Genomic DNA, 20,414 nt, shown 5'->3' with positions numbered 1-20,414 from the left:
TTCATCGAAACACATGAACATTCAGGTCCGGTTAAAAAAGTAGCTTTAAATATTCATAAGTTCAATAGCATTTCATTTGAACAGGCGGCGCGGCAACTGATTTTCCCTTTGTACCGCCTTATTTCGCCTTTATATGGCGAATAAGGGTTTTTTTCGCCATTTTTGAAATCGCTCACAGTTTCAATTGATGTTCATATGCTCATTTTGGGTCAACTGTTATGTTCATTATCAGATAACAATCCGATAACAAACCCGATGCTGAGTCAGGGTGAACCCCACAAGGCGATGCCGACACAACCGTGCGGCGCCGCGATACAGACAGAATAGACAGGCAGGAGAGCAGCGTTATGACATGGCTTTTTAATCACCCGTCCGATTTCGCCAAAGAGATGGTTTCAGGCTTCGTCAGTGCCAATGCCGCCATTGTTCGTCAGGTTCCCGGCGGCGTGGTACGCAGTACCTGCAGTAAACCGGGTACCGTGGCCGTGGTGGTCGGCGGCGGCTCCGGCCATTATCCGGCGTTCGCCGGTCTGGTTGGTCAGGGGCTGGCCCACGGTGCGGCTATGGGCAATCTGTTTGCTTCGCCGTCGGCCCAGCAGATCTGCTCGGTGGCCCGGGCAGCCAACAACGGCGGCGGCGTGTTGCTGGCCTTCGGTAACTATGCCGGGGATGTTCTGCACTTTGGTCTGGCCCGGGAGCGGCTGATTGCCGAAGGGATCCCCTGTGAGGTCATCGCCATTACCGATGATATTTCCAGCGCTGTGGCCGACGAAGAGGAAAAGCGGCGCGGGGTGGCGGGCGATCTGGTAGTGTTCAAGGCGGCGGCCGCTGCCGCAGAGCGCGGCGACAGCCTGGAACAGGTCCTGGCGGCGGCGCGGCTTGCTAACCAGCGCACCCGCACTATCGGCGTGGCATTTTCCGGCTGTAAATTGCCCGGCGCCGGACAGCCGCTGTTTACCATTCCCGAGGGGCAGATGGCTTTCGGCATGGGGATTCACGGCGAGCCGGGCATCAGTGAAATGCCGATAGGCACCGCCAGCGAGCTGTCTCACCACCTGGTGGAACACCTGCTGCGCGACGTTCCCTCTTCGGTGCCTCAGGTTAAGGGGGCCAGGGTCGGTGCGATCCTGAACGGTCTGGGGTCGGTGAAGTATGAAGAGCTGTTTGTGCTGTGGCACAGCGTGGCGGAAGATCTGGCGCAGCGCGGCATTGAGGTGGTGGATCCCCAGGTTGGGGAATTCGTCACCAGCTTTGATATGGCAGGACTTTCCCTGACGCTGTTCTGGCTGAATGACGAGCTGGAAGGGCTGTGGCAGGCACCTGTCTACAGTTCGGCATTCCGTAAAGGATCGCGTTTTAACGAAGAGCCGCTGCCTGCGGGGCAGGAGAGTGAAAATCAGGTAGCGCCGCTGCCGAAAGCCAGTGCCGAATCCCGCCAGTGCGCGGTACGGATTGCCGGAATGGTGGATGCGCTGGCGGAAACGGTCATCGAAAATGCCGAAGAGCTGGGGCGTATTGATGCCGTGGCGGGCGATGGTGACCATGGCATTGGTATGGAGCGCGGCGTGCGGGCTGCCCGTGAGCAGGCGCGTCAGGCGCTGGAACGCGGCGCCGGGGCGGGCAGCGTGCTGCAACAGGCCGCCGATGCCTGGGCCGACAAGGCCGGTGGAACCTCTGGCGCCATCTGGGGCGTGATTCTGAATACCATCGGTATTACCCTGGGCAATGAGCGCCAGCCGGATACTCTGGTGGTGGCGCAGGCCATAACCCGGGCCTGTGACGGCGTGATGCACTTTGGTAAGGCGAAGCCCGGCGATAAGACGCTGGTGGACGTGCTGCTGCCGTTCAGCGAAGCGCTGAATCAACAGGCTTCCCGGGGGCAGCCGCTGGCGGAAGCCTGGTGGAACGCTGCCGATGTTGCGGAACGCAGCGCCCGGGAGACCGCGGATATGGTACCTAAAATCGGGCGAGCCCGACCGCTGGCGGAGCGCAGTAAAGGCACGCCGGATGCGGGCGCCGTCTCACTGGCGCAGATTATTCGGGCCGTTGGTCGCTGCATGAACCGTGAATCCGAAACAGGGGGAATGGCATGTCACTGAAACCGGTTATCGGCGCGAGTATGAAGATGTACTTCGGCTACCAGCAGACCCTGGAGTGGTGTCGGGCGGTGTCCGGCATCATCGCCAGCCACCCGCTGACTCAACGGGAAGGGCAGGCCACGCTGTTTACCTTCCCGTCGGCGCCTGCCATTGAAGGGGCGCTACAGGCTTTTCGGGGCACTGCCATGGGGGTCGGCGCCCAGAATGTCTCATCGGAGCCGCCGGGCGCCTGGACTGGCGAAGTCAGCGCCGCCATGCTGCAGGAGATGGGCTGTCGCTATGTGGAAATCGGCCATGCCGAGCGGCGTCGCCACTTCTTTGAAACCGACGAGCTCATTCAGCGTAAGGTCAATATTGCGCTTCAGCACGGTCTGACGCCGGTGGTCTGCATCGGCGAGCCGGAGCAGCTTAGCCCTGCCGACGCGACCCGTGTCGCTATTGAACAGGCTCGCCAGGTACTGGGCGAGCCGGGAACGACGCCGCAGGGGGCGGTGATTTTCGCCTGGGAGCCCCAGTGGGCCATCGGCGCGCCTCAGCCTGCTGGCGATGATTATATTCGCGAGGTCTGTTCCGGCCTGCGGGCGTGGTTGCAGGACAATACGCCGGATCCACACCGGGTGATTTATGGCGGCAGTGCCGGGCCGGGGTTGCTTAGCCAGCTGTGGCCGGATGTCGATGGTCTGTTCCTGGGGCGCTTCGCCCATCAGCCTGAAGCTTACCGCGCCATTCTTGATGAGGCCGCTGCATTGTCCGGCGCGCTTTAGCTGCTGGCGGCTAAGGGTTTGTCCGTACAGGGATTGTCGGTGTAGTCATCCTCTGTCTATCCGTTATCTGGTATAGTTTTTGGCAAATGTTCATCACCCTGACAATTTCACGACGTGGAGATCGCAGCCCGTATGGATAGATCCAACGACTCAAAGGATTACGAATTACTGACGGAGATCGCCATCGCCTACTATTGCGATGAGGTCACCCAGGAGGAGATCGCCAAACGTTTCGGCTTTTCACGTATCAAGGTGGGCCGTCTGCTGAAACGCGCGAAGGAAGAGGGCATTGTCGAGATCAATGTTCGCTACCATCCGGTGTTCAGCACCCAGCTTGAAAAGCAGCTAAAAGAGCGCTTCTCCGTGAAACGTGCGCTAATTGCGCTGGATCATAACGATGAAGATGAACAGCGCCGTCAGGTGGCGGCGCTGGTTTCCGGCTATCTGGCGGCCTCGCTGCGCGACAATATGGTGGTCACCGTGGGCCAGGGGCGCAACGTGGCGGCGGTGGCGGAGTACACCAGCACGGTACAGCCGAAAGACTGCCGCTTTATCTGCGGCATCGGCGGCACTCACCGCCCCGGCGATGTGATTAACGCCGACCATATCAGCCGCCTGCTGGCGAAAAAGTTCGGCGGCAGCAGTGAATCGCTCTACGCGCCGGCCTATGTGGAAAATACCGAACTAAAGTCGGCGTTGCTGCGTAACGGCACCATTAAAGAGACCCTGGACCGGGCGCGTAAGGCGGATATCGCGCTGGTGGGTATCGGCGATATGAATGAAGACAGCTATATGGTGAAGCTGGGCTGGTTCACGCCTCAGGAGATTAATGACGCCAGCCTGAATCAGGGCGTGATCGGCGATATCGCGGGCTATGACTTCTTTAACGCTCAGGGCCAGCACGTGCATACGGTGATGGACGATCGGGTTATTGGTCTGAGCGTGGAAGAGCTGCGCCAGATCCCCTGTGTTATTGCTATTGCTTCTGAAAGCACCAAAGCGATGGCGATTATGGGCGCGCTGCGTACCGGCGCCATCGACGTTATCGCCACCAGCGCCCGCAATATCAGGACGATTTTGAGTGTGACTCAGTAGTTATATGTACCGTTTCAGAGGCGGTGATTATTGTTCTGAATCGGCCGCGCAAAACCGGTAATGTGCGGATACAGGCATTCATGCCACGTGGCAGAATGCCTGAAAAATTTTTTCGGAGTCAGGACGATGAAGAAAAAGCGCCCGCCGGTGCCTCACGATGGATTGTTGATACACAAAATAATTCAAGTTGCATCGCGGCGGCAACTGAACGAATCCCCGGGAGCATAGTAGTCCTATGTGACCGTGGTGAGTGAAGGCAGCCAACAAAGAGGCAGCTTGAAGTATGAAGTGTATAAAACCTTTTTGACTCACCCCGATACTGCTCGGGATTTTCTGGCGCTCTATCTTCCGCCCGCGCTGTTGAAAATCTGCGATCTGAATACGCTGAAGCTGGAGTCCGGCTCTTTTATTGAAGAAGGGCTGCACCCTTACTTTGCGGATGTGCTCTGGTCGCTGAAGACCGCCAACGGTGAAGGCTATATCTATGCGCTGATCGAGCATCAGAGCACGCCCGACAGGCATATGGCCTTCCGGCTGTTGAGGTATGCCATTGCCGCCATGCAGCGCCATCTGGATGCCGGTCATGAGCGGCTACCGCTGGTGGTGCCGATACTGTTCTGCCACGGTCGCGCCACGCCCTGGCCTTATACGTTGAACTGGCTGGAGCTGTTTAACGAGCCGGAGGTGGCGCGCCAGCTATACAGCGCAAGCTTCCCTCTGGTTGACGTGGGGGCGCTGGACGACGACGACATCATGAAGCACAAACGCATGGCGATGCTGGAACTGCTGCTTAAGCACAGCCATATCCGTGATCTTATGGCTGTGATCGAACCGTTGGTCTGCCTGCTGGAGGAGGGATACACTACGCAGGCGCGGTTAACGGCGTTGATGAACTGGATGCTGCATACTGCGAATACCGTTGAACCGGTCGCCTTTGTGAAGGAACTGGCGCACCGGATGCCACAACACAGGGAGGAGTTTATGACGATAGCGCAGGCACTGGAACAAATAGGTCTGGAGCGGGGGTTGCAGCAAGGTCTGGCGAAAGGCCTGGAGCAAGGCCGCCAGGAGGCGATGCAGGATGTGGCCCGTCGCCTGTTAGGGAGGGGGTTATCCCTGGAGGTGATTGCCGAGGCTACTGGTCTGTCGGAACAGGTGTTGCGGCAGATTCGCCAGTAAGAGTTGCAGACCCCTTTGGGGTCTGCTTCCGTCAGGCGCTATTCCCGATTCACCATCGGCAAGTCCAGATGATGACGCCGGGCACAGTCGATGGCGATATCGTAGCCCGCATCGGCGTGGCGCATTACCCCGGTGGCCGGATCGTTCCACAGCACCCTTCCCAGCCGGGCATCTGCGGCATCGCTGCCGTCGCAAACAATAACCACCCCGGCATGCTGTGAGAAGCCCATCCCGACGCCGCCGCCGTGATGCAGGCTGACCCAGGTGGCGCCGCCTGCGGTGTTAAGCAGTGCGTTCAGCAGCGGCCAGTCGGAAACGGCGTCGGAGCCGTCTTTCATCGCTTCGGTTTCCCGGTTTGGCGAGGCCACTGAGCCGCAGTCGAGATGATCGCGGCCAATCACTACCGGCGCCTTCAGTTCGCCGTTGCGCACCATCTCGTTAAAGGCCAACCCCGCCTGGTGGCGCTCGCCCAGCCCCAGCCAGCAGATACGCGCGGGTAACCCCTGGAAAGCGATGCGCTCCCTGGCCATGTCCAGCCAGCGATGCAGATTGCGGTTATCCGGGAACAGTTCTTTTAACTTTGCATCGGTTTTGTAGATATCTTCGGGATCCCCGGAAAGCGCAACCCAGCGAAACGGACCTTTGCCTTCACAGAATAGCGGGCGGATGCAGGCGGGAACGAACCCGGGGAAGTCAAAAGCGTTTTTTACCCCCTCTTCCAGCGCTACCTGGCGGATGTTGTTGCCGTAGTCGATAGTGGGGACCCCCATATGGTGGAATGCCAGCATTGCCCGAACGTGTTCGGCCATAGAGGCCCGGGCTGCCGCCTCTACCGCTGCGGGATCGGTGCGCTGGCGTTCATGCCATTGCGCCACGCTCCAGCCCAATGGCAAATAGCCGTTTAGCGGATCGTGAGCCGAGGTCTGGTCGGTCACGATATCCGGTCGCGGCCCACCGTGTTTCGCGCGCTCCACCAGCTGCGGCATAATTTCGGCGGCGTTACCCAGAAGCCCTACCGAGATAGCCTCACCGGCCCGGGTGGCTTTGTCGATAAGCGCCAGGGCTTCGTCCAGAGTGGTGACCTTATGGTCGAGATAGCGGGTACGCAGCCGGAAATCGATGCGCGATTCCTGACATTCGATAGCCAGTACGCAGGCCCCCGCCAGCACGCCGGCCAGCGGTTGGGCGCCGCCCATGCCGCCCAGACCGGCGGTCAGGATCCAGCGGCCGGTTAAATCGCCGCCGTAGTGCTGACGCCCGGCTTCGACAAAGGTTTCGAAGGTGCCCTGCACAATGCCCTGGGCGCCAATATAGATCCAGGAGCCCGCCGTCATCTGGCCGTACATCATCAGCCCGGCCCTGTCGAGTTCGTGGAAGTGGTCCCAGGTGGCCCAGTGGGGCACCAGGTTGGAGTTGGCGATCAGCACCCTGGGGGCATCGGCGTGGGTGCGGAAAACCCCGACCGGCTTGCCGGACTGCACCAGCAGCGTTTCATCGGCTTTCAGACGCTTTAGCGTCGCCAGAATCTGTTCAAAGCACTCAGGGTTCCGGGCCGCCTTGCCGATACCGCCGTACACCACCAGATCCTCCGGGCATTCGGCCACATCGGGATTCAGGTTGTTCTGAATCATGCGGTATGCCGCCTCGATCAGCCAGTTTTCACAGTGCAGTTCAGTGCCGTGAGGCGCTCTGATTTCGCGATTCATCGTCGCGTTCCGGGAGTCAGACATGGGGTTATCCTTCGGTTACGGTGGGCAGAATGGCGGTAATAACGTCAGGCCAGGCGCTGCGGCTGGCCCACTGGCGCATCACATCAAGCTCTGGCGCCAGCAGGCGATCCTGTTCCAGGAAAGGCACCTGATGGCGGATGGCGGCCAGCTCCGTTTCCAGTAGCGCCGAGCTCTGGAGCGGGCGGTGGAAGTCGATGCCCTGGGCGGCGGCCATGGCTTCAATACCGACCACTGCCGCGCTGTTAAAACACATCTCGCCCAGACGGCGCGCGGCCCAGGTTGCCATCGAGACGTGATCTTCCTGGTTGGCGGAGGTGGGCAGGCTGTCCACGCTGCCGGGATGAGCCAGAGATTTATTCTCTGATGCCAGTGCGGCGGCGGTGACCTGGGCAATCATAAAGCCGGAATTGACGCCGCCGTCGTTAACCAGAAACGGCGGCAGCCCGGAAAGCGCGCTGTCCAGCAGCAGCGCCAGCCGCCGTTCGGAGATAGCGCCGACTTCCGCCACCGCCAGGGCGATAATGTCCGCGGCAAAGGCGACAGGCTCGGCGTGGAAGTTACCACCGGAGATAACATCATCATCGTCGCTGAATACCAGCGGATTGTCTGACGCCGCATTGGCTTCGGTTTGCAGGACTCCGGCGGCGTGGCGCAGGTTATCCAGGCAGGCGCCCATCACCTGAGGGATACAGCGAATGGAGTAGGGGTCCTGCACCCGACCGCAGTTGGCGTGGGACGTGAGGATTTCGCTGCCGGTCAGCAGCGAAGAGACGACCTGCGCCACCGCAATCTGGCCGCGCTGGCCGCGGGCCTGGTGAATGCGGACATCGAACGGGCGTATCGAACCTTTGATTGCCTCCAGCGACAGCGCGCCGGAAACCAGCGCGGCGGCAAACAGGTTTTCAGCTTCGAACAGCCCGCGCAGGGCCAGCGCTGTTGAAACCTGAGTGCCGTTCAGCAGCGCCAGCCCCTCTTTCGGACCGGGTTCCAGCGGGTTCAGACCGACTCTGGCCAGCGCTTCCCGGGCGGGAACAATTCGCCCGTTATCCCGCACATCACCGACTCCCAGTAGCATCAGCGACAGATGGGCCAGCGGCGCCAGATCGCCGGAGGCGCCCACGGAGCCTTTTTCCGGGATGCAGGGCATGATTCCCGCGTTATACAGGGCGATCAGGGCTTCAATCAATGCAGGCCGTACGCCGGAATGGCCCCGGGCCAGACTGATAATTTTGGTGGCCATCACCAGCCGCGTGACGTTATCCGGCAGTAGTGCCCCCAGTCCGACGCTGTGCGACAGAATCAGATTGCGCTGTAGCTCGGCCAGTCGTTCGTGGGGGATGGTGGTCTGGGCCAGTTTGCCGAAGCCGGTATTGATGCCGTAAACCACCCGCCCGGCATCGACAATCTCGTCGACCGTGCGTCGGGCGGCATTGACGGCGCTCCAGGCGCTGTCGGCAAGCGTCAGCGTGACGTTACCGTGGTAGATCGCTTTCAGGGTTGCCAGACTGACTTCTCCGGGCGTCAGGCGGCATTCGACAGATGACATAATCACTCCTGTGTTGAGACAAGGTGTATTGCCCCTCCTGCGGGCGGTTATTTTTGAGTCAAGCATATTTGTATTATCTTGTCTATACAACCAGGCGGGAACGGGATCACAGTGACAAATTTTGTCGTGAAAAGTCGGGTATCAGTGGGTAAATGACGTGAAGAGACGAGTCTGTCGCGGTGTCAGATGTCTATACATCCTGGTGGGTAGCCAGTACACTAGCGTTATATTCTGCATCAGGGTAAGCCAATGACCAGCCAGTCCGCCGTTTCTCAGTTAGCCAGCGCTATGGGCCAGCAGCCCGCCCCCATCTATCTTCGGGTGAAGCAGGCGATTATTACCCAGATTCGCGCCGGCCACTGGCAGCCGCATCAGCGTATTCCTTCGGAAAGCGAACTGGTTAATGAGCTGGGGGTCAGTCGCATGACCATTAATCGCGCCCTGCGTGAACTGACCAGCGAAGGTTATCTGGTGCGCATGCAGGGCGTGGGTACCTTTGTGGCGGAAAGCAAAGGCTATACGGCGATGCTGGAAGTGCACAATATTGCTGAAGAGATCGCCCTGCGCGGCCATGAGCACACCAGTCGGTTGCTGACGCTGGAAGAAATACAGGCAGACGGCGAGCGGCTGACCATGCCGGGCGTCGCGCAAGGTCAGCCCCTGTTTCATTCGCAGATTGTGCATTACGAAGACGGTATTCCGGTTCAGTTGGAAGACCGGCTGGTGAATCCCATTATGGCGCCCGATTACCTGAAGCAGGATTATCAGGTCATCACGCCCTATACCTACCTGATGCAGGTGGCGCCGCTTTCCGCCGGGGAACATGTGGTGGAAGCGGTGATGCCCGATGCCTTCCAGCAGAAGACGCTGATGATTGATGCCCGGGAGCCCTGCCTGCTGGTGCGCCGCCAGACATGGAGCGGCAACCATGCGGTGACCGGCGCCCGTCTGCTCTATCCCGGCACCCGCTATAAGCTGTTAGGCAAGTTTCGCGGTCATAACTGATTTTTAGCGTATGCCGTTATGATGGATTTAATCTATTCATTCTTCCCGCTTTCTTGAGCGATATTTCAGTGTTGCGCTGGATATTGCTGCGGCCAACTCTGAAAGAAAAAACGATGGCGTGTAAGTACAACCTTCAGATAGAGATGAGCTGAATGTCATTGCTGTGATTTTGAGCCACTTTTTTTCATTTTTTTCGTTATATATTTTTTTATATATCGATCATTTTTCAGGACGAAGAGCAACGATGCCGGTTACGCGACGGAGATTGATTCAGGGAGTGGCTGCGACTGCGTTGATGCGCGGCATGCCTGCTTTTGCCGCAGAGCCTGCTACTTTTTCCGTTGGTGGAATACCCGCTCCTCACGAAATTCGTCGGGTTATGGGGGCTGGCGGGCCTGCGGATATGCTGTTGTTGGCCGCAGCGCCAGAGAAGCTGATCGGTTTCTCTTCCTTTGATTTCAGCCTGAATCAGGATGGACTCCTGCCGCAGAGGATCGCACGGCTGCCGAAATATGGACGGCTCGCCGGACAGGCCAGCACGCTTCCGCTGGAAAAACTGCTGTCGCTGAGTCCGGATCTGATTGTTGACTGCGGTAACGCCGATGAGACCTGGCGTTCACAGGCCAGGCGTATTGGCAGTCAGACGCATATTCCATGGCTGTTGATTAATGGTGAACTCCGCCGGACCCCGGAGCAGTTACAGGCAATAGGGCAGATACTGGGCACTGAATTTCGTACCACGGCACAAGTGGCGCTGGCTCGCCAGTTTATCCAGGACGCGCTGGCCTTTTCCCGTACCTCCGGCGCCAGGGTACGCTTCTATGCCGCTCGCGGTATCCGTGGGCTTCAGACGGGATTGCGGGGTTCCCTGCATACTGAAGCTGCCGAATTGCTTGGACTGGAGAATGTTGCCCGGGTAAATGGACGTAGCGGTTTGACTCAGGTATCGATGGAAAATCTTCTGGAATGGCAGCCCGATATCATTCTGGTGCAGGAAGCAGCGACCCTGCACAGCCTGACCCGCGATCTGGTCTGGCAGGGCGTGAAGGCGGTGGCCAGAAAGCGCATTCTGTTTCTGAGTGGTTTGCCTTTCGGTTGGCTGGATGCGCCGCCAGGCATTAATCGCTTGCTGGGACTACGCCGGTTGCATGGCTGGCTGGATGCATCCGTCCGCCGGGGATTTGAACAGGATATGATGCGCTTTGCGGCGCTGTTCTGGCATACCCGGCTCAGCAAGGCGCAGTATCACAATCTGGTTGATCCCCGATGAAACCCTCGACGCAGCTGTTTCTTATTGGCGTATTGATTGTGGGTTGCGTTGCGCTGGCGGCCATGTCCGGTGCTTACCCTCTGAGTTTCCGGCGGCTGGCTGCGGTGTTGCTCAATGAGGATGGGGTTCCCGACCGCGAGCGCTTTATGTTCTGGTATATACGCCTGCCGCGCATTGCCTCGGCGTTACTGATTGGCGCTGGGTTGGCAGGAGCAGGTGCCACCTACCAGGGAATCTTTCGTAACCCGCTGGTATCACCGGATATTCTTGGCGTTTCTGCTGGCGCGGGATTGGGCGCCTGTATTGCCATAAGTGCGGGCCTGTCGATGGAATTTATTCAACTGCTGGCGTTTAGCGGTGGCTTGATCGTGGTGTTCGGCGTCTGGCTGATTTCCCGCCTGATAACGCGCCGCGATCCGGTGTTAAGCCTGGTGCTGATCGGGATTGCATTGGGCACTTTGTGTGCCGCCGGGATCTCGCTAATCAAGACGCTTGCCGATCCCTATACCCAATTGCCGTCTATTACCTTCTGGCTGATGGGAGGACTGTCGGGCATGACGCTAACCGATCTTGGATTTTGCGCACCGGTGATACTGATGGGGTCCGCGCCCTTACTGTTGTTGCGCTGGCGTATGAACCTGCTGACGCTGTCTGATGAAGAGGCGCTATCCCTGGGGATAAACGTTAGCAGGCTGCGTTTTGGGTTGATTGTTTGCGCCACCCTGATCACTGCCAGCGCGGTGGCCGTTGCGGGAGTTATTGGCTGGATTGGTCTGATTGTGCCACATATCGCCCGGTTGATGACGGGGGGTAATTATCAGCGACTGCTGCCGGTCGCCATGGGATGTGGGGCAATTTTGCTGTTATTAACTGACACTCTGGCCCGAACCCTGAACGATGTGGAAATCCCTCTGGGTATCGTAACGGCATTTTTAGGAGCGCCTTTTTTCCTTCTATTGCTGACCCGCAGAGTACATCGCTAAAAATACCTGGCGTAACGGAGATCGTTTTATGCTTATTGATCATATTGATTTTGCAGAACTTTACCGCCAGCAGATGCGGCTGGCGCAGCGTACCGAAAAAACACCTGAGCACTGGGATCTGCGGGCGGAGAAAATGGCGACCCGGAGTGATGCACCGGAAAATAGCTATCTGCAACAGCTGCTGGCGAAGATCGATCTGCACGGCGCGCAGACACTATTTGATATGGGGTGTGGGCCGGGAACGGTGGCGCTTGAGCTGGCAGACAAGCTGCGCGAAGTTTATGGCGTGGATTACAGTCCGGGGATGCTGGCGGTCGCCGCCAGGCGTGCGCAGGAGAGGGCGATTAAGAACGTTCACTGGGTAAAGCGGGCCTGGGAAGACCCCTGGGATGATTTGCCACAGTGCGATATTGCGGTGGCTTCCCGCTCGACGCTGGTCGCCGATATCCGGCAGGCCATGGTTCGCCTTAACCGCATGGCACGCTTAAGAGTGTACTCCACCCATATGGCCAGTAGCTCGTTCGTTCCACCGTCGATTCTACGGGCGCTGGGGCGTGAGGTTGTAGAACTCCCGGATTATATCTATGCCCTGAACGTGCTCTATCAGATGGGGATACAGGCCCGGGTCGATTTTATTCGTGGTCAGTGTGAATACCGCCAGGATACCAGCACTTTTGAGCTGTTTGAGGAGAATATGCGCTGGCACCTGGGGGGGCTGGACGATGATGAGCGTCAGCGTCTGTATCGCTGGTACCAGCGATATGACGCCAGCGCGCTGGCGCCTGCGCGCCGCGACTGGGCGCTCATATACTGGGACAGCGTACCAGAGGAGAGGCTCAGATGATCTTCATCCCTCAGGCACTTACCGATGCCTGGTTGCAGGAAGATATCTACGGTGGGGATGTGACTACCCGGGCCCTGGGTATTGGCGATATTCCCGGCCGGATAATCTTTTGCCACCGTAAAGGCGGCTGTGTCAGCGGTATTGTCGCGGGCAGGCAGATGCTATGTGCCCTGGGGCTGTCGGTTACGACGCTTGCCTGTGACGGCGAGCGGGTAGCTCCGGGTCAGGCGCTGCTGACAGCCAGTGGTTGTGCCGCGGCGCTACATCAGGGCTGGAAGGCGGTGCAGAACGTGCTGGAGTGGAGCTGCGGCGTTTCCGGCTATCTGTCTGACATGCTCGCGGTGCTGCGTCAGCGTCACCCAGACGGCCATATTGCCTGCACCCGGAAGGCGATTCCCGGTACTAAATTGTTGGCAACTCAGGCTGTTATCGCCGCCGGTGGATTGATTCACCGGGCCGGCTGCGCGGAAACAGTGTTGCTGTTCGCTAATCATCGGCGCTTTCTGGCGAATAACCAGGCGTGGCGGGATATCGTCGATCGCCTGCGGCGTGCGGCGCCGGAGAAAAAAATCGTCGTAGAGGCGGATACTCCGGATGAAGCCATGGCTGCGCTGGCGGCGGCGCCCGACCTTATCCAGCTCGATAAATTTACCCCCGACCAGGCCTTGCAGGTAGCGAAACAGGCCGCGATGACTGCCCCCGATTGTTCGCTGGCTCTGACCGGCGGCATAACGTCTGCCTCGCTACCGGAATATCTCGATTGCGGCATCAGGCTGTTTGTGACCTCTGCACCTTATTACGCCACACCGGCGGATATTGGGGTCAGATTGATTCCGGAAAACTCTACCCAATGATCCCTATAATATGGAAACAGAAAAATGGAATTCTCAAGAAGCTGTCTTTATTCGGCGTTATCGCTCGTTTGCGCGTCTGATGGCCTCGCTACAGAAACGATGACCGTCTGGCCAAACCCTGCTGCTGCGACCTCCACCATTCTGGACAGGAACACCCTGATAGCGCTGGATAAAGAGAATGTGGCACAGGCGCTGAGTGTCGTGCCCGGTGTGATCCTTCAGAAAAACGGTGATCGTAACGAATTACAGGTTAAGGTGCGCGGTTTTGATAGTCGTCAGGTACCGATAATTCGCTGGCTGACCTGAAGCGTAAGTCTGGTAGCTATAGCCACTATTCTGACTACAGTAACGGTGTAGGTTTGCAACTTGCCACGGATGTGTGGTTCGGGGATTTACTCGCCTTGGTTCTGAAGAAAAATAAGCCCGCCGATGGACAGTTCTCTTTGCCTGCTGGTGAATAGTCCGGCAGTGATATAAGTTGAGTTATTTTTATAACTCCCTCATCACCCGCGCAAAGTCGCGGGCCGCCTGCTGTTCCAGCGGATGCGTTCTATCCTGAATCACTGCCCTGCCTGCGACCCAGACGTGGCGGATAGTGCTGCTGTCGCCTGCAAACAGCCAGCGGTTTATCATATGCGCTTCGGGGCAGGCGCCCAGCCAGGCGTCGTCGTCCAGTAGCAGCCAGTCGGCGCGCAGGCCGGGAGCCAGACGGCCGCCGCGAATGCCGCAGGCCTGAGCACCGCCGCTTGCCGCCTGCGACAGCAGCAGATTCCCGACCATGGGCTGCGCCCGGGTCGCCAGCCGGTTGCGTTGCCTGTCGCGCAGGCGCTGCCCGTATTCCAGCCAGCGCAGCTCTTCCAGCACGCTCAGCGAGACGTGGCTGTCCGAACCAATGCCCCAACGCCCGCCGTGGCGCAGGTAGTTGGTGGCGGGAAACAGACCGTCTCCCAGGCTGGCTTCGGTAGTGGGACACAGGCCAGCAATCGCGCCGCTGTGGGCCAGGGCTGCGGTTTCCTGCCCGGTTAGGTGAGTGGCATGCACCAGGCACCAGCGCTCATCCACCGGCGCATGGTCCAGCAGCCAGGCCACCGGCGTCTGACCTGACCAGGCCAGACAGTCCCGCACCTCTTTTTCCTGCTCTGCGATATGAATATGCACCGGGAGATGCGACCCGGCGCTGCCCAGCACCTCATCGATCTGCCGCTCGCTAACGGCGCGCAGCGAATGAAAACAGATACCGTGGTTGATGAGCCGCTCGTCGCGGATGGCCGCCGCAAGCCGTGTCTGAAGCTGAAGATAGTCGTCGGTCGAGTGAATAAAGCGGCGCTGACCGGCTTCCGGCGACCGTTCGTCAAAGCCGGACCAGCTATAGAGCGCGGGCAGCAGCGTCATACCAATACCGCTCTCCCGCGCCGCATGGATAAGCTGCCACAGCATATCGTCACCGGCGTAGTGGGTGCCGTCCGGCGCGTGGTGCAGATAGTGAAACTCTGCGACCTGGGTATAGCCCCCTTTCAGCATCGCGATATAGAGATAGCGGGCGATGATGCCCACCTGTTCCGGCGTCATGGCGCCGAGCAATTGATACATCCGGTCGCGCCAGGTCCAGAAGCTGTCGCTGTCGTCAGCGGCGACTTCGGTCAGCCCGGCCATCGCCCGCTGGAAGGCGTGGGAATGCAGGTTAGCGAGGCCGGGAATCATGATCCCCGCAAGCCGGTGGGCGCCTTCCGGTTTGGCATTGGGGGCCAGGGTTTCGATATTGCCATCGTGATTAACCTCAATGGCTACATCGCTGGCCAACTGGTCATCCAGTAAGGCACGCTCCACAAAATATCGGGTCATGGTTGATCCTCGCTGTCGTAGTTGTATATACATATACATACACTATGACGCACTGTAAATCATCGAAGAGGCGATATGGCTGAACAATCCAGTAATGATTGCGACTCGCTCTGGAGCGGCGCGGACCTGGTCACCATGCGCGACGGCGCATGGAATATTATTCGCGATGGCTTTATCGCCGTGACGGCAGGAAGGATAGTCGCGATCGGCCCGGCGCAGGAGGCGGTCCGCTTCAATCCGACCCATCGCCACCGCTTTGCGGGGGGAATTGTGACGCCAGGGTTTATCGACTGCCATACCCATCTGGTGTTTGGCGGCGACCGCAGCGCCGAGTTTGAACAGCGGCTTAACGGCGTGAGCTATGCCGATATCGCGGCTCAGGGCGGCGGCATTCTTTCCACAGTGCGGGCCACCCGCGAAGCCAGCCTGGAAACCCTGGTTGAACTGGCCCGGGAGCGGCTGGCGCTATTGATGGCGGACGGCGTCACTACGGTGGAGATCAAGTCCGGATACGGCCTGGATAAACCGACCGAACTGCGTATGCTGCGGGCCGCGCGTTGTCTGGGGGAGCAGATGCCGGTGGAGGTGGTGACCACCTGCCTGGCGGCTCATGCGGTGCCGCCGGAATATCGTGACCATCCTGATGACTGGATTCAGGTGGTGTGCGACGAACTGTTGCCGGAAGCCCACGCCGCCGGTCTGGCCGATGCGGTGGATGCCTTCTGCGAGCATCTGGCCTTTTCCCCCGCCCAGGTGGCGCGGGTGTTTGAGGCGGCCCGCAAGCTGGAGCTACCGGTGAAGCTTCATGCCGAACAGCTTTCGGCGTTGGGCGGCGCGGAGCTTGCGGCACGCTATCAGGCGCTGTCTGCCGATCACCTGGAATATGCCACGGATGAAGATATTCGCGCGATGGCGGAGCACGGCACCGTAGCGGTACTGCTGCCCGGCGCCTTCTATCTGATGCGTGAAACGCAGCACCCTCCGGTGGCCGGTTTCCGGCAGCATAAGGTGCCGATGGCGCTGGCAAGCGATCTTAACCCTGGCACCTCTCCGGCGCTGTCGCTGCGGCTGATGCTCAATATGGGCTGTACCCTGTTTGGGCTGACGCCGGAAGAGGCTGTGGCGGGGGTGACTCTCAACGCCGCCCGGGCGCTCGGTCTTCAGGCAAGCCACGGCAGCCTGGAGCCGGGCAAAGTGGCGGACTTCGTGCACTGGAACATTACCGAGCCCGCCGGGCTGGTGTACTGGCTCGGCGGTACCCTGCCGTGCGAGGTGGTCTACAGAGGAGAACTGCGATGATGGCGTATGATTTTCACCAGGGCAGCGCACCGCTGCTGGTCAGCATTCCCCATGCCGGAACCCGTTTGACGCCGGAAGCGGAGCAGGGGCTTAGCCCCGAAGCGCTGCCCCTGCCGGATACCGACTGGCATATCCCTGAACTCTATGATTTTGCCGCCGGGCTGGGAGCCAGCATTATTCGCGGGCACTATTCGCGTTTTGTGGTCGATCTTAACCGGGCGCCGGACGACACACCGCTCTACGCCAGCGCCACCACCGGGCTGTTCCCTCAGACGCTGTTCGACGGCACGCTCGCCTGGAAAGCAGGAAAGGAGCCGGATGATGCCTGTCGCCAGCGCTGGCTGGCGGAGATCTGGCAGCCTTATCATCAGAAACTCCAGGCAGAGCTGGCGCGCATCAGGCAGCAGCACGGCTATGTGGTGCTTTACGATGCCCACTCTATTGCTTCGATGATCCCCCGCCTGTTCGACGGCGCGCTGCCCGATATTAATTTGGGCACCAACGACGGCAGGAGCTGCCCGCCTGCCATGGCGCAGGCGATGGTTGAATTGTGCGAGTCATACCCGCAGTACCGCTATGTCCTGAATGGTCGCTTTAAGGGCGGCTATATCACTCGCCAGTACGGCTCCCCGGCTCGACGTCAGTATGCGGTGCAGGTCGAACTGGCGCAGTGCAACTATATGCGCGAAAGCCATCCTTTCAACCTGGTCGATGACAAGGCAAAGGCGCTGAAGCCATTGCTCCGCGCCTTTCTTGAAAGGCTGGCGAACGGCGGGGATTTTGGGGCATAGTCGTTCAGGGGAGACGGGTTTGCTCCGGCAACCGGCGCCGGTCAAAACGTCGCAGGCTGTAGTAGAGAATGGCGGTAAAGAACCAGCCGATAATCCACGAGATATCGTTACCGCCAAACAGCCAGGTCAGCCCTCCCTGCCAGAACGCGTTAGCGACAAACGGCACCTGAATCGCCAGTCCCAGCAGATAAACCGCAATACCATAACCATTCCAGCGTCCGTAGCGGCCATGGGGGGCGCTCAGGGCCGGAATGTCTACCTTGCCTCTGGAAATCAGGTAGTAATCCGTCAGGCTCATGGCGCTCCAGGGAATAAAACAGGCCAGCAGTAACAGCAGAAAATGGGTGAAGCTTTTCAGGAAGTCAGGCTCGCTGAGCAGCGCAATAGCACAGGAAAGGCCGACCATCGTCACCACAAACAGCGTGCGCGTTCTCTGGCCGATGGCGGTGGTCTTGCGAAAGCCGCAGACGATGGTGGTGAGCGACATAAAGCTGCCATAGGCGTTCATGGTGGTGAAGGTTATCTTGCCGAAACAGATGGCGAAATAGATGACCATCGCCATGGCGCCGCTGTTACCCAGGCCAACGATATAGCTGACTTCATTGCCGGAAAAGGCGCTACCGGCAATGGCGGCGGCGAACACTCCCAGCGTCATGGAAGCCTGGGTACCGAGCACCGTGCCGCAAAAGGCGGCGCTAAAGACGGAGCGAGCCGAAACGGTATGGGGCAGATAGCGGGAGTAGTCAGAAACATAGGGGCAGAAGGCCAGCTGCCAGGAGGCGGAAAGCGACACCGCCAGCAAAAAGGAAGACAGCGTGAAGTGGCGATTGTGCAGCAGCGTGGCGACATCGTTGGACAGCAGCAGCGTCACAAACAGCCAGGCGAAAGCCAGAATCCCCATAACGCTCGCCAGTTTGCCCAGCTTATGAATCACCCGGTAGCCCAGAATCGCCACCACGATGATGATGGCGCTGAACAGCATCATGCCGGTGCTGTTGCCCACGTGCAGCAGTTGCGCCATCGCCTGTCCGGCCAGCACCGTGCCGCTCGCCGAAAAGCCGATGTACATCAGGCAGGCCAGCACCAGCGGGATCACCGCGCCATAAACGCCAAACTGCACCCGGCTGATAATCATCTGCGGCATGCCGAAGCGTGGTCCCTGAATGGCGTGCAGCGCCATCACAGCGGCCCCCAGAATCTGGCCGGTCAACAGACCCACCAGCGACCAGACCACATCGCCCCCCAGCACTACCGTCAGCGCGCCGGTGACGATGGCCGTGATTTGCAGATTGCCGCCAAACCACAGGGTAAACTGGCTGAAAGGGTGGCCGTGACGCTCCGTATGGGGAATGTAGTCGATAGACCGGAACTCCCTCAGCGAGACCCCCGGCGCGTTGGTTGTTTGAGTATGGATCGATGGGGAAGACATAGGTTCTCCTTGCCAGGATGAGTTGCGCCAGTGGCGGCGGGAAGATGACAGGCAGAACGTCGCAATCTGCGAATGACTATGGTTGTATATACAAGATCGAAAAACAGACTGTCACAGCCAGGGGGAATTGGCAAGTCACTGAGTCATATTAAAAATTTATTTAACGGGCGGATTGGATAACGTGGGGGAATGTAACGGAAAGGGCTCGCGCCGGGCGTACTGCCCGGCGGCGGGATTATTTCTGGTACTGCCGATCGGTGACCTGCTCAAGCCAGGTCACCGGTGAACCATCCACCGACTCGGCAATGGCGATATGGGTCATGGCGTTATCCGGCGTGGCGCCGTGCCAGTGTTTTACCTTTTCAGGGATCCAGACGATATCGCCCTGGTTCATCTCTTCAATGGCTTCGCCTTCGCACTGAATCCACCCTTTGCCGTGGGTGACAATCAACGTCTGGCCCAGTGGGTGGGTGTGCCAGGCGGTACGGGCGCCGGGTTCAAAGGTGACGGTTGCGCCGCCCACTTTTGCGGGCTCTGTGGCCTGGAACGGGGAATCGATACGCACCCGGCCAGTAAAGCAGTTTTCCGGTCCCTGAACGGAGGGGGTTGAGGCGTTGCGGATAATTTTCATGGCAGGTTCTCCATTGGTGAATTGCTGATGGAATAAGCGTAACAGGAGTGGCTCAGGTTGATTAGCGGGCAAAATGTGAATGGACTCATGAGCTAAGCTCATAACTGAGCATATACTGGGGGATAAGATCTTACCGGAGCGCCCTTTTGCTTAAAGAGAATTTTAACGACCTGATTGCCTTTCTGGTGGTGGCCAGAGAGCGCAGTTTCACCCGCGCCGCCGCCAGGTTGGGGCTTTCCCAGTCGGCGCTCAGCCATTCGATGCGCGCGCTGGAAGAGCGAATGGGCATTCGTCTGTTGACCCGTACCACCCGCAGCGTCTCGCCTACTGAAGCCGGTGAACGGTTGCTGGAGCGTATTGGTCCGCACTTCAGCGAAATTGAGCTGGAGCTCAGTCTGTTAAAGGAGTTGCGTGATCGGCCTGCGGGCAATATTCGTATCACTGCCGGTGAGCACGCCGTCGATACCGTGCTCTGGCCGGTGTTGCAGGGCTTTATGACCCAGTGGCCGGATATTCATGTGGAAGTCACCGTAGATAATACGCTGATGGATATTGTCAGCCACCGCTTTGACGCCGGTATCCGGCTGGGCGAACAGGTGGCGAAGGATATGGTGGCGGTTCCCGTCAGCCCGCCGATGCGCATGGCGGTGGTAGGGTCGCCCGACTGGTTTGCCCACCATGCGCCGCCGCAGATCCCGGCGGATCTTCAGCACCATCGCTGTGTGAATATGCGCCTGCCGACCCTGGGGGGGATGCTGCCGTGGGAGTTTTCTGCCGACGGTAAAGAGCTGCGGGTCAGGGTGGAGGGGCAGTTGACCATTAACGACTTGCGCCACCGTATCGCCGCCGCCCGGGCGGGCTTAGGTCTGATTTATCTGCCGGAAAACTGCGTGGAGCAGGAGCTGAAGGAAGGGAGCCTGGTGCGGGTGCTGGAGTCCTGGTGTGAGCCATTCCCTGGCTACTACCTTTACTATCCCAGCCGCAGACAGCATACCCGGGCATTCTCCCTGCTGGTGGAGGCGCTGCGCTATCGTGAATGATAGCGCCGGGGAA

General features: G+C 59.2%; 17 protein-coding genes and 1 pseudogene. 13 read left to right on the top strand and 5 right to left on the bottom strand.

Features of this window, described 5'->3' with window-relative positions:
• Nucleotides 1-347: 347 nt before the first annotated feature.
• From FEM41_RS05120 to FEM41_RS05105, 4 genes are all read left to right on the top strand, one after another.
• Nucleotides 348-2,099: a dihydroxyacetone kinase family protein gene (locus tag FEM41_RS05120; protein WP_138094967.1), complete on the top strand. Its 1,752-nt coding sequence runs from the start codon at nucleotides 348-350 to the stop codon at nucleotides 2,097-2,099.
• On the top strand, nucleotides 2,090-2,863 hold the full coding sequence (locus FEM41_RS05115; RefSeq protein WP_138094966.1) for a triose-phosphate isomerase family protein: 774 nt from the start codon (nucleotides 2,090-2,092) through the stop codon (nucleotides 2,861-2,863). Before FEM41_RS05120 ends, FEM41_RS05115 begins: the two co-directional genes overlap by 10 nt.
• Nucleotides 2,864-2,995: 132 nt before the next feature.
• Nucleotides 2,996-3,958, top strand: a complete 963-nt coding sequence (locus FEM41_RS05110; protein ID WP_138094965.1) for a sugar-binding transcriptional regulator — start codon at nucleotides 2,996-2,998, stop codon at nucleotides 3,956-3,958.
• Between the two features lie 276 nt (nucleotides 3,959-4,234).
• On the top strand, nucleotides 4,235-5,137 hold the full coding sequence (locus tag FEM41_RS05105; RefSeq protein WP_138094964.1) for an Rpn family recombination-promoting nuclease/putative transposase: 903 nt from the start codon (nucleotides 4,235-4,237) through the stop codon (nucleotides 5,135-5,137).
• Nucleotides 5,138-5,175: 38 nt separating this feature from the next.
• Here FEM41_RS05105 and hutU read toward each other — a convergent pair whose 3' ends face one another.
• Entirely contained in the window at nucleotides 5,176-6,867 is a 1,692-nt protein-coding gene (gene hutU / locus FEM41_RS05100; protein ID WP_138094963.1) for a urocanate hydratase, read from the bottom strand.
• 4 nt (nucleotides 6,868-6,871) lie between these two features.
• A complete protein-coding gene (hutH, locus tag FEM41_RS05095; RefSeq protein ID WP_196240477.1) occupies nucleotides 6,872-8,413 on the bottom strand; it encodes a histidine ammonia-lyase in 1,542 nt (513 codons plus the stop codon).
• Between the two features lie 249 nt (nucleotides 8,414-8,662).
• Here hutH and hutC point away from each other — a divergent pair, with 249 nt between their 5' ends.
• The 6 genes and pseudogenes from hutC to FEM41_RS05065 all read left to right on the top strand — a co-directional run.
• Nucleotides 8,663-9,418 (top strand): histidine utilization repressor, encoded by a 756-nt coding sequence (gene hutC / locus FEM41_RS05090; RefSeq protein WP_138094962.1) that lies wholly within the window; start codon nucleotides 8,663-8,665, stop codon nucleotides 9,416-9,418.
• 244 nt (nucleotides 9,419-9,662) lie between these two features.
• The gene (locus FEM41_RS05085; protein WP_138094961.1) at nucleotides 9,663-10,688 is read left to right on the top strand and encodes an ABC transporter substrate-binding protein; all 1,026 of its coding nucleotides are present in this window, start codon (nucleotides 9,663-9,665) and stop codon (nucleotides 10,686-10,688) included.
• Complete coding sequence (locus tag FEM41_RS05080; RefSeq protein ID WP_138094960.1) at nucleotides 10,685-11,671, top strand: FecCD family ABC transporter permease; 987 nt, start codon at nucleotides 10,685-10,687, stop codon at nucleotides 11,669-11,671. The genes FEM41_RS05085 and FEM41_RS05080 overlap by 4 nt, the downstream gene beginning before the upstream one ends.
• 28 nt (nucleotides 11,672-11,699) lie before the next feature.
• A complete protein-coding gene (locus FEM41_RS05075; RefSeq protein WP_138094959.1) occupies nucleotides 11,700-12,515 on the top strand; it encodes a class I SAM-dependent methyltransferase in 816 nt (271 codons plus the stop codon).
• A complete protein-coding gene (gene modD / locus FEM41_RS05070; RefSeq protein WP_138094958.1) occupies nucleotides 12,512-13,369 on the top strand; it encodes a ModD protein in 858 nt (285 codons plus the stop codon). Before FEM41_RS05075 ends, modD begins: the two co-directional genes overlap by 4 nt.
• A gap of 24 nt (nucleotides 13,370-13,393) precedes the next feature.
• Nucleotides 13,394-13,657 (top strand): annotated as a pseudogene (locus FEM41_RS05065) (TonB-dependent receptor plug domain-containing protein); the annotation flags it as partial.
• Between the two features lie 201 nt (nucleotides 13,658-13,858).
• Here the strand turns inward: FEM41_RS05065 and FEM41_RS05060 are convergent.
• A complete protein-coding gene (locus FEM41_RS05060) occupies nucleotides 13,859-15,211 on the bottom strand; it encodes a formimidoylglutamate deiminase (RefSeq protein WP_138094957.1) in 1,353 nt (450 codons plus the stop codon).
• A 75-nt stretch (nucleotides 15,212-15,286) separates the two neighbouring features.
• Between FEM41_RS05060 and hutI the strand changes: the two genes are divergently transcribed.
• Both hutI and hutG read left to right on the top strand, forming a co-directional pair.
• Complete coding sequence (gene hutI / locus FEM41_RS05055; protein ID WP_138094956.1) at nucleotides 15,287-16,510, top strand: imidazolonepropionase; 1,224 nt, start codon at nucleotides 15,287-15,289, stop codon at nucleotides 16,508-16,510.
• A complete protein-coding gene (gene hutG / locus FEM41_RS05050) occupies nucleotides 16,507-17,301 on the top strand; it encodes an N-formylglutamate deformylase (protein WP_138094955.1) in 795 nt (264 codons plus the stop codon). Before hutI ends, hutG begins: the two co-directional genes overlap by 4 nt.
• A gap of 4 nt (nucleotides 17,302-17,305) precedes the next feature.
• Here hutG and FEM41_RS05045 read toward each other — a convergent pair whose 3' ends face one another.
• Together FEM41_RS05045 and FEM41_RS05040 are read right to left on the bottom strand one after the other, a co-directional pair.
• Nucleotides 17,306-18,679: a purine-cytosine permease family protein gene (locus tag FEM41_RS05045; protein WP_241666617.1), complete on the bottom strand. Its 1,374-nt coding sequence runs from the start codon at nucleotides 18,677-18,679 to the stop codon at nucleotides 17,306-17,308.
• A gap of 286 nt (nucleotides 18,680-18,965) precedes the next feature.
• Nucleotides 18,966-19,361: a (R)-mandelonitrile lyase gene (locus tag FEM41_RS05040; protein ID WP_138094953.1), complete on the bottom strand. Its 396-nt coding sequence runs from the start codon at nucleotides 19,359-19,361 to the stop codon at nucleotides 18,966-18,968.
• Between the two features lie 146 nt (nucleotides 19,362-19,507).
• Here FEM41_RS05040 and FEM41_RS05035 point away from each other — a divergent pair, with 146 nt between their 5' ends.
• Nucleotides 19,508-20,401 carry a LysR family transcriptional regulator gene (locus FEM41_RS05035; protein ID WP_138094952.1) on the top strand — a complete coding sequence of 298 codons (894 nt, stop codon included), beginning with the start codon at nucleotides 19,508-19,510 and terminating at the stop codon, nucleotides 20,399-20,401.
• The last annotated feature ends 13 nt before the right edge of the window (nucleotides 20,402-20,414 follow it).

The organism is Jejubacter calystegiae (genome assembly GCF_005671395.1).
GTDB classification, from domain to species: Bacteria; Pseudomonadota; Gammaproteobacteria; order Enterobacterales; family Enterobacteriaceae; genus Jejubacter; species Jejubacter calystegiae.
The sequence above is the reverse complement of the archived record's forward strand: the minus strand, read 5'-3'. Positions and strand labels throughout refer to the sequence as shown.